The organism is Phenylobacterium sp., assembly GCF_035475775.1.
Classification (GTDB): Bacteria; Pseudomonadota; Alphaproteobacteria; order Caulobacterales; family Caulobacteraceae; genus Phenylobacterium.
This window is the reverse complement of sequence record NZ_DATIMC010000049.1, coordinates 21,978-35,784: the sequence shown is the minus strand read 5'-3', so window position 1 is coordinate 35,784 and position 13,807 is coordinate 21,978. Positions and strand designations below refer to the sequence as shown.

General features: G+C 72.1%; 13 protein-coding genes and 1 other RNA gene. 13 read left to right on the top strand and 1 reads right to left on the bottom strand.

The features are described from left to right. Positions 1 to 86 precede the first annotated feature (86 nt). Complete coding sequence (locus tag VLI41_RS05905; protein WP_325267131.1) at positions 87 to 1,178, top strand: hypothetical protein; 1,092 nt, start codon at positions 87 to 89, stop codon at positions 1,176 to 1,178. Here VLI41_RS05905 and VLI41_RS05900 read toward each other — a convergent pair. After that, entirely contained in the window at positions 1,163 to 2,053 is an 891-nt protein-coding gene (locus tag VLI41_RS05900) for a LysR family transcriptional regulator (RefSeq protein WP_325267172.1), read from the bottom strand. The genes VLI41_RS05905 and VLI41_RS05900 overlap by 16 nt on opposite strands. A gap of 105 nt (positions 2,054 to 2,158) precedes the next feature. Here VLI41_RS05900 and VLI41_RS05895 point away from each other — a divergent pair, with 105 nt between their 5' ends. The 12 genes from VLI41_RS05895 (at position 2,159) to mraY (ending at position 13,801) form a co-directional block, all read left to right on the top strand. Beyond that, positions 2,159 to 3,454, top strand: a complete 1,296-nt coding sequence (locus tag VLI41_RS05895; RefSeq protein ID WP_325267130.1) for a UDP-N-acetylglucosamine 1-carboxyvinyltransferase — start codon at positions 2,159 to 2,161, stop codon at positions 3,452 to 3,454. Positions 3,455 to 3,503: 49 nt separating this feature from the next. After that, positions 3,504 to 4,397 carry a DMT family transporter gene (locus tag VLI41_RS05890; RefSeq protein WP_325267129.1) on the top strand — a complete coding sequence of 298 codons (894 nt, stop codon included), beginning with the start codon at positions 3,504 to 3,506 and terminating at the stop codon, positions 4,395 to 4,397. Then, the gene (locus tag VLI41_RS05885) at positions 4,394 to 5,113 is read left to right on the top strand and encodes an N-acetylmuramoyl-L-alanine amidase (protein WP_325267128.1); all 720 of its coding nucleotides are present in this window, start codon (positions 4,394 to 4,396) and stop codon (positions 5,111 to 5,113) included. The genes VLI41_RS05890 and VLI41_RS05885 overlap by 4 nt, the downstream gene beginning before the upstream one ends. 134 nt (positions 5,114 to 5,247) lie before the next feature. Continuing rightward, entirely contained in the window at positions 5,248 to 5,583 is a 336-nt protein-coding gene (locus tag VLI41_RS05880; RefSeq protein WP_325267127.1) for a hypothetical protein, read from the top strand. 83 nt (positions 5,584 to 5,666) lie between these two features. Then, positions 5,667 to 6,095: RNase P RNA component class A (gene rnpB, locus VLI41_RS05875), an RNA gene on the top strand. A 231-nt stretch (positions 6,096 to 6,326) separates the two neighbouring features. Then, a complete protein-coding gene (locus tag VLI41_RS05870; RefSeq protein WP_325267126.1) occupies positions 6,327 to 6,794 on the top strand; it encodes a division/cell wall cluster transcriptional repressor MraZ in 468 nt (155 codons plus the stop codon). Continuing rightward, on the top strand, positions 6,791 to 7,726 hold the full coding sequence (gene rsmH / locus VLI41_RS05865; protein WP_325267125.1) for a 16S rRNA (cytosine(1402)-N(4))-methyltransferase RsmH: 936 nt from the start codon (positions 6,791 to 6,793) through the stop codon (positions 7,724 to 7,726). The genes VLI41_RS05870 and rsmH overlap by 4 nt, the downstream gene beginning before the upstream one ends. Next, entirely contained in the window at positions 7,723 to 8,091 is a 369-nt protein-coding gene (gene ftsL, locus VLI41_RS05860) for a cell division protein FtsL (protein ID WP_325267124.1), read from the top strand. The genes rsmH and ftsL overlap by 4 nt, the downstream gene beginning before the upstream one ends. Further along, the gene (locus VLI41_RS05855) at positions 8,088 to 9,839 is read left to right on the top strand and encodes a penicillin-binding protein 2 (protein WP_325267123.1); all 1,752 of its coding nucleotides are present in this window, start codon (positions 8,088 to 8,090) and stop codon (positions 9,837 to 9,839) included. The genes ftsL and VLI41_RS05855 overlap by 4 nt, the downstream gene beginning before the upstream one ends. Continuing rightward, complete coding sequence (locus VLI41_RS05850; RefSeq protein WP_325267122.1) at positions 9,836 to 11,302, top strand: UDP-N-acetylmuramoyl-L-alanyl-D-glutamate--2,6-diaminopimelate ligase; 1,467 nt, start codon at positions 9,836 to 9,838, stop codon at positions 11,300 to 11,302. The genes VLI41_RS05855 and VLI41_RS05850 overlap by 4 nt, the downstream gene beginning before the upstream one ends. Beyond that, entirely contained in the window at positions 11,295 to 12,686 is a 1,392-nt protein-coding gene (locus VLI41_RS05845; RefSeq protein WP_325267121.1) for a UDP-N-acetylmuramoyl-tripeptide--D-alanyl-D-alanine ligase, read from the top strand. The genes VLI41_RS05850 and VLI41_RS05845 overlap by 8 nt, the downstream gene beginning before the upstream one ends. Continuing rightward, positions 12,686 to 13,801, top strand: a complete 1,116-nt coding sequence (gene mraY, locus VLI41_RS05840; protein ID WP_325267120.1) for a phospho-N-acetylmuramoyl-pentapeptide-transferase — start codon at positions 12,686 to 12,688, stop codon at positions 13,799 to 13,801. Before VLI41_RS05845 ends, mraY begins: the two co-directional genes overlap by 1 nt. Positions 13,802 to 13,807 lie beyond the last annotated feature (6 nt).

Below are 13,807 nucleotides of genomic sequence, written 5' to 3'. Positions count from 1 at the left end.
GGCCCAGAGGCCGTGCGCACGCTCCTGGGTCCCGGCTCTCCGGCGCGGCGCGCCTACGGCCGGGATGACGGTGGGGTGAGAAGGCGATGGACGAGCGCGAGGTCGAGGACCTGACCAGCCTGCTGCCGCCGCTCCTGGCGGCTCTGGAGGCGCTGGGATTCGTCGCCCGGTACCTGAACCCGCCGCAGTTCGACCAGGTCATGGCCGCGATCGGCGATCCCGAGACGCCGCTGCGCGCCGGCTTCGAGGCGCTGGGCGCGTGGAGCGAAGGCCTGGCCGACGTGCGGGCGAACCTCGCCGCCGCCTGCGAACAGATGCTGGCCGCCTTCGAAGCGCTGCGCGAGGCGCAGATCGGCGGCGCGGACCTGCGGCAGGTCTATCGGGCGCTGGGCCGCATCCCGCGGGCGCAGGAGCCGCTCTATCCGCTGGCGGCGGCCCTGCCGCCGGTCAGCCGCTACTTCCTCGAACCCGGAAGACGCGACGACGCCGAGCTGATCGCGCGCCTCGCAACGGCCCCGATCCGCGACGACACCGGCGTCGGCCACTTCGACAACGAGCCGGGCTCCCGCGGCGGGTTTTCGCTCTACGTGCCGGAGTACTACACGCCCGAGCGTAGCTGGCCGCTGGTCGTCGCCCTGCATGGCGGCGCCGGCAATGGCCGGTCGTTCCTGTGGACCTGGCTGCGCGCCGCGCGAAGCCAGGGCGCGATCCTGGCGGCGCCGACCGCGACGGGCGAGACCTGGGCCCTGATGGGCCCCGACACCGACACCCCGAACCTGAACCGCATCGTCGACGTCGTCCGCGCGGGCTGGAGCATCGATGAGAGCCGTCTGCTGCTCACCGGGATGAGCGACGGCGGGACGTTCAGCTACGTTTCGGGGCTGGAGGCCGGCTCGCCGTTCACCCACCTGGCGCCGATCGCGGCGGCGTTCCATCCCATGCTGGCGGCCATGGCCGACGCGGAGCGGCTGAGCGGCCTGCCGATCCACATCGCCCACGGGGCGCTCGACTGGATGTTCTCCGTCGAGCTGGCGCGCGAGGCGCAGGCCCTGCTGACGCGCGCCGGCGCGCGCGTCAGCTACCGCGAGCTCGAGGACCTCAGCCACACCTATCCGCGCGAGCTCAATCCCGAGATCCTCGCCTGGATGGACGCGACGCCGGCTCAGGCGTCCTCGTAGGCGGCATGCTGGAATTCCGGCGCCTGGCACCAGGCGCGGAACGCCGCCATGGCGGGGGTGAGCGCCCGCGACTTCAGCGAGGTCAGCCAGTAGCTGCCCACCTCGACCGAGACGGGGAACGGCTGCACGAGGACCCGGGCGTGCAGCTCGCGGCCGAACAGGCCGGGCGGTCCCAATGCGACGCCGGCGCTTTGGCCCGCCGCCTGGATCATCAGGCTCAGGCTGTCGAACACCGGCCCCGAGACTTGCGGCGGCTCCAGGCCCGCGGCCGTGAACCAGGTCGGCCATTCCTGGGCGCGGTACGAGCGCAGGAGCGGGACGCTCGCGAGGTCCCTGGGGCTCTCCAGACGCGCGGCGAGGCGAGGCGCGCAGAGCGGAGTGACCGGCGCGCGCAGGATCTCCTCGGCCTGGACGCCATGCCAAGCGCCGTCGCCGAAGCGGATCGCCATGTCCAGGCCCTCGGCCGCCAGGTCGACCTTGTTGTTGTGCGTCGACAGCCGCAGGTCGATGAGCGGATGGGCCTCCCGGAACCGGCCCAGCCGGGGCAGCAGCCAGCGCACGGCGAAGGTGCCCACCACGCCCACGCTCAGCACCTCGCGCACGGCGCCGGCCTGGAAGCGCTGCAGGGTGCGCTCGATCTGGTCGAAGGAGTCCGACACGGCCGGCAGCAGCGCCTGGCCCTCGTCGGTCAGCACCAGGCCGCGGGCCAGCCGGCGGAACAGCTTGGCGCCGAGGCGCTGTTCCAGGGCCTTCACCTGATGGCTGACGGCGGCCTGCGTGACATGCAGCTCGGCGGCCGCGGCGGTGAACGAGAGGCGACGGGCCGAGGCCTCGAAGGCGCGCAGGGCGTGGAGCGGGAGCTGGGCGCGCGGCAAGTCCAAATGCCCTAATATTTCTATTGGCTCTTCCCAGCTATCATCGTTTGCGCCGGCGGGCCAGTTCGGCTGAGCTGGACAGGCGGCGCGACGGAGGGCGGCGGCATGGCGAAACTGGTTGTCAACGGCGGTCGGCCGCTCTCGGGCCGCATCTCCCCCTCGGCGAACAAGAATGCGGTCCTGCCGGTGCTCTGCGCCAGCCTCCTGACCGACGAGCCGGTGATCCTGCGGCGCGTGCCCGACGTCACCGACGTCCGCAAGCTGCTGGCCTTCTTCGAGGCCATGGGCAGCGAGGTCGAGGCCGACTTCAGTTCAGGTCTTGTGCGCCTGCGGCACGGCCCGGGGCTGAAGCCGCAGGCCGCGCGGATGCCGCAGGGCATGCGCTCGGTGGTGATGCTGATCCCGGCGCTCGTCGGCCGCTTCGGGCGTGCGGTGCTGGAGGACGAGGCCAAGGGCTGCACGCTCGGCGTCCGCGAGATCGACCCGCACCTGGAGGTGTTCCGCGCGTTCGGAGCCGAGATCGCCTTCGAGGACGGCGCCATCGTGATCACCGCGCCGAGGGCGTTTCGCCCCGTCCGGCACTGGCTCGACTACGCATCGGTGACGACGACCGAGAACTTCCTGATGTGCGCGGCCATGGCCGGCGGGACCTCGCGCCTGACCAACGCGGCCTGCGAGCCGCACGTGCAGGAGTTCTGCCGCTTCCTGGCGCTGATGGGCCTGACGGTCGACGGCTGCGGGACTTCGACCCTCCAGGTCGAGGGCCGGCCGCAACTCGCGGGCGCCGACTACGCCTTCGAGGACGATTTCCACGAGGTGGCGACCTTCCTGGCGCTGGGCGCCATCACCGGCGGCCAGGTGGAGGTGAAGAACTCCGATCCCGAGCAGTTCGCGCTGATCGATCGCACCTTCGGCAAGTTCGGCGTGGAGATCACGCACCTGGGCGGCGCCTCGCGCAACCTGCCCGCCGCCCGTCTCGCCGTGCGGGCGCCCTTCACCGGGCGCCTGCTGCAGAAGGTCGAGGCCGCGCCCTGGCCGTACATCCCCGCCGACCTGCTGCCGATCTTCGTGGCCCTGGGCGCGCGGGCCGACGGCTCGGTGATGTTCTGGAACAAGGTTTACGAGGGCGCGCTGGGCTGGACCTCAGAGCTCGCCAAGTTCGGGGCGCACGCGGTCACCTGCGACCCGCACCGGATCATCACCTTCGGCGGCCGCCCGCTCAGCCCCGCCGAGGTCGAGAGCCCCTACATCATCCGGGTGGCCATCGCGCTCCTGATGATCGCCGCCTCGATCCCGGGCCGCTCGACGATCCTCAACGCCGACCCGATCCGCCGCGCGCATCCGCGGTTCGTCGAGAACCTGCGGAGCCTCGGCGCCGAGGTCGCCTGGGATGACGAATGACCCGGCGGCGCCGTTGCGCGCGCCTGGCGCGACGCCCTAAGGCCGCTCGATGTCCGTCCGCGATTTCGCGCTGCTGGCCCTCGTCTGCCTGATCTGGGCCTCCAACAACATCGTCTCGAAGTTCGTGGTGAGCTCGCTCGATGCGCCGCCGCTGTTCTATGCGAGCGCGCGCTTCCTGGTCGTGGCCATCGCCGTTTCGCCGTGGCTCTGGCCGCCGCCGCGGCCGCTCTGGCGGCTGATCGTCATCGCGCTCCTGATGGGCGGCGGCAACTTCGCCTTCGTGTTCATGGGCCTGAAGACCGCCACGCCCTCGGCCTCGGCGGTGGTGGGCCAGCTGGGCGTGCCGATCACCACCCTGCTCTCCGTCGCCATGCTGGGGGAGCGGATCCGCTGGCGGCGCGGGCTCGGCATCGCGCTCACCTTCGCCGGGGCCATGCTGGTGATGTGGAACCCACACGGCTTCGCCGTTTCGCTCGGACTGATCTACGTGCTGATCGCCGCGGCGCTGGGCTCGCTGGGCGCGGTGATGATGAAGCAGATGCCCGGCGTCAGGCCGCTGCAGTTCCAGGCGTGGGTGGGCTTCGCCTCGTTCTGGCCGCTGGCGGCGCTCTCGGCTGTCTTCGAGCCGGGGCAACTGGCGGCGGGCCTGCACGCCGGCTGGCCGTTCGTCGCGGCGGCGCTGTTCTCGGGGCTGGTCGTCTCGGTGACCGGCCACACCATCTACTACGCGCTGATCCAGCGCTACGAGGCCAACCTGATCTCGCCGTTGACCCTGATGACGCCGCTCGCCACCATCGCGCTCGGCGTCATGATCACTCGCGACCCCTTCGACCTTCGGATGGCCCTGGGCTCGGGCGTAGCGCTCGCGGGCGTGCTGGTCATCGCGCTGCGCCGCAACCAGGTGGCGCCCCTGTTGCTGGCGCTTCGGACCCGCGGCCAATGATCCTGATCGAGGCCCCCTCGCCGAACTTCGATGCCCGCATCGCGCCCCCCGAGATGATCGTGCTGCACTACACCGGCATGCAGACCGGCGAGGCGGCGCTGGCCCGCCTGCGCGATCCCGAAGCCAAGGTCTCGGCCCACTACATGGTCGAAGAGGACGGCCGGGTGTTCCGCCTGGTCCCGGAGGAACGGCGCGCCTGGCATGCCGGCAGGTCCTATTGGCGCGGGCGGCGCGACGTGAACTCGGCCTCGGTGGGGATCGAGATCGTCAATCCGGGCCACGAGTTCGGCTACCGCCCGTTTCCGGACGCCCAGATCGCCGCGGTGATCGAGCTGGCCGCGGACATCCGCTCGCGCTGGCAGGTGGCGGACGTGGACATCGTCGGCCACGCCGACGTTGCGCCCGAGCGCAAGGAGGATCCGGGCGAGCTGTTCCCCTGGAGGCGCCTGGCCGAGGCCGGCCATGGCCTGTGGGTCGAGGCGGCGCCCGCGCCGGGCGAGGCCCTGCAGCCCGGCGACGACGGGACCGGCGTCTTCGCCCTGCAGGCGGGCTTCACCCGGCTGGGGTACGACAGCCCCCCGTCGGGCCAGTTCGACGCGCCCACGGCGGCCATCGTGCGGGCCTTCCAGCGCCACTGGCGCCAGGCGCGCGTCGACGGGATCGCCGACGGCGAGACCCGCGCCCAGCTCATCGCGCTCCTGCGCAAGATCGGCTGATCGCCCGCCCCGATCCCGCCGCGAAGCTGAACCTTGCACAACGGCCGGCCTCAGCCGGGGTTCAGCGGCGCTGGCCGATCCTGCGGGTGTCGGCTCGCGGCTTCCCGCGGGTCACGCCAGATGGAGTTGATCCGATGAACCTCAAACGCACCGTGCTCGCCGCCACGATCGGGGCCCTGGCCTGCGGCGCCGCCGTCACCAGCGCCTCGGCCGAAACCCGATGGGAGTACAACCATCCGCGCCAGGACCAGGTGCTCGACCGCTCGCAACACCAGCGCGCGGTGATCCGCCACGAGGAGGCGACCGGCCGGATCTCGCACCGCCGGGCGCAGGTCCTGCTCGCCAAGGAGCGGCGCCTGGCCATGACCGAGCACCGGATGGCCCGTCGCAACGGCGGCTACCTCACCGCGGCCCAGCAGCACCGGCTGGTTCGCCAGGAGACCCGCCTCGGCCACAAGATCCGCGGCTGAGCGCGCGCGCCGGACCGCAAGGCGGCGGTCCGGCGGCCTCCCGCATTGACCTCGCGTCCCGGCCGCCCCACCTTGCGCGCGGACCAGACGGCCGGGCGATCGCGCTCGCTCTTCGGGGCGGGTGAGGAAAGTCCGGGCTCCACGACGACATGGCGGCGGGTAACGCCCGCCGGGGGCGACCCCAGGGATAGCGCCACAGAAAGCAAACCGCCCTGCTCCGCTGAAGCTTCGCAGGGCTCGCCCTTCGAGGCGGAAGCCGGAGTCGGGCAAGGGTGAAAGGGTGCGGTAAGAGCGCACCGCGTCCTTGGCAACAAGGGCGGCATGGCAAGCCCCGCCAGGAGCAAGACCGAATAGGGGTCCCGCGCCCTCAGCGATGAGAGCAGGGCTGTCGCCGGCCCGAGGGACCCGGGTAGGTCGCGTGAACCGTCCCGCGAGGGCCGGTCCAGAGGAATGATCGCCGCGCCGGGTCAGACCCGGCGGCACAGAACCCGGCTTACAGGCCGTCTGGTCCGCTCTGTTCAGGGGTTCAATATATGTTCTGTGGATAACTCTTCGGCGTTAACCATACTTTGCGTCAGAGGCTTGTTTTCCGACGGAATAGTCATTCGGAGTCATTGTCTCCCAATTAATCCCATGATACCCCAGTCACCATTCGCTAACCAAACCGGGCGGCGTGGGGCCTGACGGCTCGGCGAGGGGGCGAGGCGGCCGGATATCCCGACCGGTTTGTGGGGCTGGGCGAGATGTTCCTCTCGACCTTCGAGAAGCAGCTGGACGCCAAGCGGCGCATCGTCGTGCCGCAGGAATTCCGCGCGCTCGCCGCCGGCCCGTTCGAGGGCGTCTTCTGCTTTCCCTCCATCGAGGCCGACTGCATCGAGGGCGGCGGCAAGCCGCTGTTCGACCGCTACCTCGGGGTGATCGAGGAGCTGGAGTTCGGCGATCCGCTGCGCACTGCGCTGGAGACCTCCGTGCTCGGCGGCATGGCCAGGCTCGGCTTCGACGTCGCCGGCCGCATCACCCTGCCCGAGACGCTGTGCGAGATGTTCGGCCTGACCGACTGGGTCGTGGTGGTCGGGCTCGGCGATCGCTTCCAGATCTGGGGCCGCGAAGCCTTCCAGGCGCATCGCGCAGCGCAGCGCGAGCTCGCCCGCGAGGGTCTGGCGCAGCTGCGCGCCCAGCAGCGCGCCCATCGCCTCGGAGCCGCCTCGTGACGGCCGCGCCGCACACGCCGGTGATGCTCCCCGAGGTCCTCGACGCGCTGCAGCCTGCGCCCGGCAAGACGGTGATCGACGGCACCTTCGGCGCGGGCGGCTATGCGCGCGCCTTTCTGGACGCCGGCGCCAGGGTCATCGCCTTCGACCGCGACCCGGGCGCGCGCCGCTTCGCCGAGGGGCTCGCGCCGGACCGCTTCCGGCTGATCGAGGCGCGGTTCTCCGAGATGGCGGACGAGGCCGGAGACGGCGCCGTCGACGGCGTGGCGCTCGACCTCGGCGTCTCCTCCATGCAGCTCGACGAGGCGGAGCGCGGCTTCTCCTTCCTGCGCGACGGGCCGCTCGACATGCGCATGGGCCGCGAGGGCCCCACGGCCGCGGACCTGGTGAACACCGCCGCGCAAGAGGAGCTGGCGCGCATCTTCTTCGTCTACGGCGAGGAGCGGCAGAGCCGGCGCATCGCCGCGGCGATCGCCCGCCGGCGCGCGCTCGCGCCGTTCGCCCGGACCCTGGACCTGGCCGAGGTGGTCGAAAGGGCGCTGGGCGGCCGCAGGGGCGCCAAGGTGCATCCGGCGACGCGCGCCTTCCAGGGCCTCAGGATCGCCGTCAACGAGGAGCTCGCGGAGCTGGAGGCGGGCCTCGCCGCCGCCGAACGGGCGCTGAAGTCCGAGGGACGGCTCTGCGTGGTCACGTTCCACTCGCTCGAAGACAGGATCGTCAAGACCTTCCTAGCCGTTCGGGCGGGGCGGACGCCTTCGGGCTCGCGGCATGCGCCGCCCAAGCCCGCGCAGGCTCAGCCGAGCTTCCGCTTGCTGTGGGGCGGCGCCCGGGGACCCTCTCAGGCGGAGCTGTCGGCCAACCCTCGCGCCCGCTCGGCCAAGCTTCGCGCCGCCGTCCGCACGGCCGCGCCGGTCTGGAGGGCGGCGGCATGAGCCTGCTGGCGCGCCGGGTGCGGGGGTTCCGGCTGTTCGACGTGGTGGCGCTGGGCGTCCTCGTGCTGCTGATCGTCGGCGTCTACCTGGCCAAGACCATCGCCGGGCGCGAGCGCGCCGAGATCGCCGCCGCCGATCGCCAGATCGAGGGCGAGAAGCAGCGCATCCGCCTGCTGCAGGCGGAGGTCTCGCACCTGGAGGAGCCGGCGCGCATCGAACGCCTCTCGGAAACCTACCTCGGCCTGGCGCCGGTCCCGATCAAGCACGAGGCCACGGTCGACGCCCTGCCGGCCATTGCGCTCGACCCCGCGCCGGCCGCGCCGAGGCCGTCGCCCGACCGGGCCGCCGTGGAGCGGACGCGATGAGCCTGGGGCAACAGGCGTTCGGCGGCTCCCCTGTCTCGCGCGCCCTGGCCCGCTGGCTGTGGGGACTGGAGCACGCCTTCGAGCGGGCGCGGGCGTCCGGCAAGGCCGAGGACGACGCCCGCATCCGGATCTTCGTCGTGCTGGTGTTCTTCGCGCTCTGCTTCGTTGCGCTCGCCATCGGCGCGACCCGGGCGGCGCTGTTCTCCGAGGCCGGCAGGAGCGACCCTCTGGCCGTGGCGGCCGGCGGCGCCCGGGCCGACCTCGTGGATCGCAACGGCCGGCTGCTGGCCGTCGACCTGCTGCACTACGGCCTCTACGTGGACCCGCGCGAGATCTGGGAGCTCGCCGAGACGCGCCGCGCGCTGTCGGCCGCGCTGCCGGACCTGCCGCCCGAGCGGCTGGAGCGCGCGCTCAGGGCCAACCGCCGCACCTTCCTGACGGGCGGGCTGACGCCCGATGCGCGCGGCCGGATCAACGACCTCGGCCTGCCCGGCGTCTCCTTCGAGCCCGAGGAGAAGCGGGTCTATCCGCTGGGCGAGACGGCGGCCCACCTGATCGGCTTCACCGATTCCGGCGGCGAGGGGCTGGCCGGCGCGGAGCTGGCGTTCAATGAAGATGCCCGCACGGCGGCCGCGAGCGGCGCGGCCGTGCCGCTGTCGATCGACCTGCGCATCCAGGCGGCGCTGGAGGACGAGCTCGGCAAGACCGCCGCCCAGTTCCAGCCCAAGGGCGCGGTCGGGATCGTCACCGACGTCCACACCGGCGAGATCCTGGGCCTGGCGAGCTGGCCGTCGTTCGATCCGAACCGGGCGGGGGAGGCGAGCCCCGACGCGCGCCTCGACCGCGCCGCCTCCTCGGTGTTCGAGATGGGCTCGGTGTTCAAGGCCTTCACCATGGCCATCGGGCTCGACACCGGGGTGGCCACGCCGCAATCGACGTTCGACGCCACCCAGCCGCTCCATCTCGGCTACCGGACCATCACCGACTACCACGCCACCCACAAGATCCTGACCATGGTCGAGGTGTTCCAGCACTCGTCCAACATCGGCACGGCCAAGCTCGCCGTGGCGGTCGGGCCGGAGCGGATGAGCCGCTACTTCGATGCGCTGGGCCTCACCCGGCCGGCCAAGGTGGAGCTGCTGGAATCCGCCCGGCCGCTGACGCCCAAGGTCTGGAACGAGGACGCCATCGCCTCGACCTCCTTCGGCCACGGCATCGACGTCTCCCCGCTGGCGCTGGTCCGCGCCTATGGGGCGCTGCTGAACGGCGGCTACCTCTTGCCGCTGACCATCCGGAAGCTGGAACCCGGGGCCCGCGTCGCCGGTCCCAGGGTGGTCTCCGACAAGACCAGCCTGGAGGTCCTGCAGTTGATGCGCGCCAACGTGACCGGCGGCTCGGGCAAGTCGGCGGAGGTGCCGGGCCTCAACGTCGGCGGCAAAACCGGCACCGGCGACAAATACGACCCGGCGCTCCGCAGATACAGCCACACCAAGCAGGTCTCCTCCTTCGCCGCGGCCTTCCCCACCGACGGGCCGACCAGCGCGCCGCGCTACCTGGTGTTCATCCTGCTGGACGAGCCGCATCCCGATCGGACCGGCGCCGACCCCACCGGCGGCATCGTCGCGGCGCCGGCCGTGGGCCGCGTGATCGAGCGCATCGCGCCGTTCCTGGGCGTCGGCCGCCGCCCCGAGCTGATCCCCTTCGAGCCCGGTCCGCCCGCGGCCGAGGAAGTCGGAGAGGAGCAATGAGCCCGCCGGCCCGCAAACTCTCCGAGATCGTCCGTCGCGAGGTCGCCCAGGACCCCGCGATCGCCGGCGTGACCGCCGACAGCCGCAAGGTGAAGCCCGGCTTCCTGTTCGCCGCCATGCCGGGGACCCAGACCGACGGCCGCGCCTTCGCGGGCAGGGCGGTGGCGGCCGGCGCCGCGGCGATCCTGGCCGGCGGCGAGGTGGAAGGCGTTTCGGTCCCGGTGATCGTCAGCCCCGATCCGCGTCGCGCCTACGCCCAGGCGGCGGCGAACTTCTGGGGCGCGCAACCGGGCGCCTGCGTCGCGGTCACCGGCACCAACGGCAAGACCTCGGTGGCCAATTTCTGCCGCCAGATCTTCGCCCGCGCGGGCTTCACCGCGGCCAGCATGGGCACGCTGGGCCTCACCGTCACGCGCCCGGACGGACCCGATGAGCAGCTCACGCCCGCAGGCCTCACCACGCCGGACGCCGGCGACGTCGCCGAGCTCCTGGCGGCCATCGCTCAGATGGGGGTGACGCACTTCGCCATGGAGGCCTCCTCGCACGGCGTCGACCAGCGCCGGCTGGACGGCGTCAGGCTCAAGGCCGCCGGCTTCCTCAACCTCACCCAGGACCACCTCGACTACCACGGCACGATGGAGGCCTATCGGGCCGCCAAGCTCCGCCTGTTCGAAACCCTGCTGCCGCGCGGCGGGACGGCGGTGCTGAACGCCGATAGCGACGCCTTCCCGGCGTTTGCGGCCTCCGCGGTCTGCGCCGGCCAGAGCGTCGTCTCGGTCGGAGAGAACGGGCAGGCCATCCGGCTGATGGAGCGCAGCCTGCTGCCCGAAGGCCAGCGGCTGAGGCTCGATGTCCACGGCCTGGCCTGCACGGTCAATCTGCCGCTCGCGGGCGCGTTCCAGGCCTCCAACGCCCTGGTGGCCTCGGGCCTCTGCCTGGCGGCGGGCGTGCAGGTCGACGACCTGCTGGCGGGCCTCGAGGCGCTGCGGGGCGCGGCCGGGCGGCTGCAGCGCGTCGGCGCTGGGCCGCGGGGCGGCGAGGCCTATGTCGACTATGCGCACACGCCCGACGGCCTGGAGACCGTGCTCGCGGCGCTGCGGCCGCATGTGCGCGGCAAGCTGATCGTGGTGTTCGGGGCCGGCGGCGACCGCGACCGCGGCAAGCGGCCGATGATGGGCGAGATCGCCTCGCGCCTGGCCGACGTGGCCATCGTCACCGACGACAATCCGCGCAGCGAAGACCCGGCGGCGATCCGCGCCGAGGTGCTCGCCGGCGCCGAGGGGGCGAAGGAGATCGGCGATCGGCGCGAGGCGATCCGCGCCGGCGCGGCGCTGCTGCACGACGGCGACGTCCTGGTGGTGGCCGGCAAGGGCCACGAGCAGGGCCAGAAGGTGGGCGAGATCGTCCATGCGTTCGACGACGTGGTCGAGACCCGCGCAGCCCTGGAGCTGGTGCATGGCTGAGCCGCTCTGGACCGCGCAGGAGATCGTGGCGGCGACCGGCGGCAAGCTGGCCGGCAAGGCCTTCGCCGCGACCGGCGTCTCGATCGACACCCGCACGCTCGCGCCCGGCGACCTGTTCGTGGCGCTGGGCGGCGTGCGCGACGGCCACGAGTTCGTGCAGGCCGCCTTCGAGAAGGGCGCGGCGGGGGTCATCGCCTCGCGTCAGGTGTTCGGCCCGGCGGTGATGGTGGACGACGCCTTGGCCGCCCTGGAGAAGCTGGGCGCGGCCGCCCGCGAACGCGCGCCCCAGGTCCGCCGCGGAGCCGTCACCGGCTCGGTGGGCAAGACTTCGGTGACCCAGGCCGTCGCGGCCGGGCTGAAGCTCGCCGGCCGCTGGCACGCCTCGGTGAAGAGCTACAACAACCACATCGGCGTCCCGCTCACGCTGGCGCGCATGCCGCGCGAAACCGAGCGGGCGGTGTTCGAGATCGGCATGAACCACGCCGAGGAGATCCGGCCGCTCAGCCGCATGGTGCGGCCGCACGCCGTCGCGGTGACCACCGTCGGGCCGGTGCACACCGAGAACTTCGCCGACGGCGAGACCGGTGTCGCCCGCGCCAAGGCCGAGATCTTCGAGGGGATCGAGCCCGGTGGGATCGCCGTGCTCAACGCTGACAACCGCTGGTTCGACCTCCTGAGGGGCGAGGCCGAGCGGTTCGGCGCGGAGGTGCGCACCTTCGGCCACCGCGACGAGTGCGACGCGCGCCTGATCGACTTCCAGCCGGCCGAGGGCCACGCCGTCGTCCAGGCCCGCTTCCACGGCAAAGGCCTCGACTTCCCCATCCTGCAGACCGGCCAGCACTGGGGCCCGAACGCCATGGCCGTGCTGCTGATGCTGGAGGCGCTCGGCGTCGACCTCGACGACAGCCTGGCGGCTCTGGGCTCGTTCGAGCCGCTGGAGGGCCGCGGCGCCGAGACCACCGTCCGCCTGCCCGGCGGCAGCTTCGCGCTGATCGACGAGAGCTACAACGCCAACCCGATCTCCATGGCCTCGGCGATCGCCAGCCTCGGTGCGCGGCCGGCCTCGGGGCGGCGGATCGTCGCGCTTACGGACATGCTGGAGCTGGGCGCCGACGGACCCCGCTTCCACGCCGCTCTCGCCGAGCCCCTCGAGGCCGCCGCGGTGGACCTCGTGTTCTGCGCCGGACCGCTCATGAAGTCGCTCTACGACGCCCTTCCGTCGACTCGGCGAGGCGGGTACGCCGAATCCGCGGCGGAGCTGGCGCCGCTGGTCGCCCGGGCCGCAGAGCCCGGCGATCTGGTGATGGTCAAGGGCTCGAACGGATCCAAGGCGGGGCTGATCGCCCAGGCTCTGGCCGCACGCGGCGCGGGGGAGGGCGGCTGATGTTCTATTGGCTCTATCAGCACGTCGGCGCCTTCGGCCACACGACCGCGTTCCGCCTGCTCCGCTACGAGACCTTCCGCACCTTCCTGGCCCTGCTGACGGCGCTGGTGGTCGTGGTGGCCATGGGGTCGCGTTTCATCCGCTGGATGCAGGCCAAGCAGGGCCGCGGCCAGCCGATCCGCAGCGATGGCATCGAGCGCCACATCGTGGAGAAGGCCGGCACGCCCACCATGGGCGGCCTGATGATTCTGGCGGGCCTGCTGGTCGGGACCCTGCTCTGGAGCGACCTCTCCAACGTCTACGTCTGGGCCGTGATTCTGGTCACCGCCGGTTACGGCGTGCTGGGCTTCCTCGACGACTACGCCAAGGTCACCCGGCAGAGCACGGAAGGGGTCTCCGGGCGTCTGCGCCTGCTTCTGGAAGCCCTGGTCGGCGGCGTGGCGGTGCTGATGATGATCCGCCTCGGCCAGCCCTCGCCGGAGCCCGGATCGGCGCACCTGGCGACCTCGCTCGCCTTTCCGGTGTTCAAGGAGCTGCTCCTGAACCTCGGCTGGTTCTACATCGTCTTCGCCGCCTTCGTGGTGGTCGGCGGGGCTAATGCGGTGAACTTCACCGATGGCCTGGACGGCCTCGCCACGGTGCCGGTGATGATCGCCGCGGCGGCGTTCGGCTTCGTCGCCTACCTGGTCGGCAACTTCGTTTTCGCCAACTACCTGCAGCTCCACTTCGTGCCCGGCGTGGGCGAGCTGTCGGTGTTCTGCGGCGCGATCATCGGCGCCGGCCTCGGCTTCCTCTGGTACAACGCCCCGCCCGCCAGGATATTCATGGGCGACACCGGCTCGCTGTCGCTGGGCGGCGCGCTGGGCGCCGTGGCCGTGGCCACCAAGCACGAGATCGTGCTGGCCATCGTGGGCGGCCTGTTCGTGGCCGAGACCCTGTCGGTCGTGATCCAGGTCGCCTCGTTCAAGATGACCGGCCGGCGGGTGTTCCGCATGGCGCCCGTACACCACCACTTCGAGCGCCTCGGCTGGTCGGAATCCACCATCGTGATCCGCTTCTGGATCGTCTCGGTGATGCTGGCCCTCCTGGGTCTCGCCACCCTGAAGCTGAGATAGGGAGGG

Coding starts and splice junctions, on each gene's coding strand:
- VLI41_RS05895 (WP_325267130.1), top strand. CDS start 2,159: ATGGCGAAACTGGTTGTCAACGGCGGTCGGCCGCTCTCGGGCCGCATC.
- VLI41_RS05855 (WP_325267123.1), top strand. CDS start 8,088: ATGAGCCTGGGGCAACAGGCGTTCGGCGGCTCCCCTGTCTCGCGCGCC.
- VLI41_RS05850 (WP_325267122.1), top strand. CDS start 9,836: ATGAGCCCGCCGGCCCGCAAACTCTCCGAGATCGTCCGTCGCGAGGTC.
- VLI41_RS05880 (WP_325267127.1), top strand. CDS start 5,248: ATGAACCTCAAACGCACCGTGCTCGCCGCCACGATCGGGGCCCTGGCC.
- VLI41_RS05890 (WP_325267129.1), top strand. CDS start 3,504: ATGTCCGTCCGCGATTTCGCGCTGCTGGCCCTCGTCTGCCTGATCTGG.
- VLI41_RS05885 (WP_325267128.1), top strand. CDS start 4,394: ATGATCCTGATCGAGGCCCCCTCGCCGAACTTCGATGCCCGCATCGCG.
- VLI41_RS05905 (WP_325267131.1), top strand. CDS start 87: ATGGACGAGCGCGAGGTCGAGGACCTGACCAGCCTGCTGCCGCCGCTC.
- VLI41_RS05870 (WP_325267126.1), top strand. CDS start 6,327: ATGTTCCTCTCGACCTTCGAGAAGCAGCTGGACGCCAAGCGGCGCATC.
- VLI41_RS05845 (WP_325267121.1), top strand. CDS start 11,295: ATGGCTGAGCCGCTCTGGACCGCGCAGGAGATCGTGGCGGCGACCGGC.
- mraY (WP_325267120.1), top strand. CDS start 12,686: ATGTTCTATTGGCTCTATCAGCACGTCGGCGCCTTCGGCCACACGACC.
- ftsL (WP_325267124.1), top strand. CDS start 7,723: ATGAGCCTGCTGGCGCGCCGGGTGCGGGGGTTCCGGCTGTTCGACGTG.